Genomic DNA, 1643 nt, shown 5'->3' with positions numbered 1-1643 from the left:
CGCTCGATCACCGCCGAACGGCTGGTGGCCGAGCTAGAGAAGGTATTCACTGCCAGAGGGGCGCCGAGGGTGCTGCGGATGGACAACGGGCCGGACCTGATCTCGGCCGCTCTGCAACAGTTCTGCGGTGGCCGGGTAGGTATGTCCTATATTCCGCCGGGCACGCCCTGGAACAACGGCTATGTCGAATCGTTCAACTGAACCGCCCCGGGTTTGGTGCCCACTTTCTTTCTTGGGAAGGATGGGCAGATCATGCCTGCGAAGTACGACGAAGCGACCAAGGCCAAGGCTGTCCGGCTGGTCGTCGATCACCGTGACGACTACGACAGCGAGTGGGCCGCGATGAAAGCGGTCTCGGCCAGGTTGGGGATGACCGCGGAGACCCTGCGTAAATGGGTGCGCCAGGCTGCGGTCGACGCCGGTGACGCCGAGGGCGTGTCGACGGAGGCAGCGCGGGAGATCCGGGAGCTGCGCCGCAAGAACAAGGAGCTCGAGGAGACAATTGAAATCCTCGAGGCGGCAACGTCTTTCTTCGTGCGGGCGAGCGACCCGCGACAGCGGTAGTTTGCGCGTTCATCGCCGAGCATCGGGCTCGGTTCGGGGTCGTTCCGATCTGCCGTGCGCTGACCGCGCATGGGTGCACGATCGCCCCGAGAACCCTTCTATGCCTGGGCGCGGCGAGCGCCGTCGAAACGGGCCTTGTGGGACACCACCCTCACCGAGGTCCTGGCCGGGCACTACGAGCCCGACGAGCGGGGCCGGCGAACGCCAGAGTCACTGTATGGGGCGGCGAAGATGTGGGCGTATCTGCAACGACAGGGCATCCCCGTCGCCCGGTGCACGGTGGAACGGCTGATGCGCGCCAACGGCTGGAAAGGTGTTACGCGGCGAAAGAAGGTCCGCACCACCTGCCCGGACCCAGGCGCGTCGAGGGCACCGGACCTGGTCGACCGGCACTTCCGGGTCCCGGCACCGAACATGCTGCTCGTCGCCGACTTCACCTACGTCCGCCTGGTCACGGGCACGTTTGTCTACACCGCGTTCGTCGTCGATGCCTACGCCGGCCGGATTCTGGGCTGGGAATGCTCGACCAGTAAACACACCGCGTTCGTGGAGAAAGCGATCCGGCAAGCGGTCGCTCTGCGGGCCCGCGAAGGCCATCCGATCGGTGGAGCGATACATCATTCCGATGCGGGGTCTCAGTACACAGCGGTGAAAATTGGTGAGACACTGGCACTTTCGGATCTACTTCCGTCGATAGGGTCGGTTGGTGACGCCTACGACAATGCACTGGCCGAGACCACGATCGGGCTCTACAAAACCGAGGCGATCCGGGATGATTCCCCGTTGCGGCGTGGTCCGCTGACCAGGATCGCCGACGTCGAGCTCGTCACCGCGGACTGGGTCGGCTGGTACAACCAGTCCCGGATCATGCACCGACTCGGCCGGCGACCACCGGCCGAACACGAAGCCGACTACTATGCACTCCACGCCGAGCAACCGGCTGGAGACAGATAAACCGGTGCGCATCGAACCCAGGGCGGTTCAAACCGCCGGCTACGCACCGAATGCCTCAACCGCAACCACTGGACCAGCCTGCTTGAGGCCCGGGTCGTGATCGGGGATTTCAAGACCGACCACAA

General features: G+C 64.6%; 2 pseudogenes. Both read left to right on the top strand.

The features are described 5' to 3' along the window. Window positions 1-198 (top strand): annotated as a pseudogene (locus ABZV91_RS32445) (IS3 family transposase); the annotation flags it as partial. Window positions 199-252: 54 nt separating this feature from the next. Next, window positions 253-1518 (top strand): annotated as a pseudogene (locus tag ABZV91_RS32440) (IS3 family transposase). The last annotated feature ends 125 nt before the right edge of the window (window positions 1519-1643 follow it).

This window comes from Nocardia sp. NPDC004568 (assembly GCF_040609955.1).
Taxonomy (GTDB): Bacteria; Actinomycetota; Actinomycetes; order Mycobacteriales; family Mycobacteriaceae; genus Nocardia.
The sequence above is the reverse complement of the archived record's forward strand: the minus strand, read 5'-3'. Positions and strand labels throughout refer to the sequence as shown.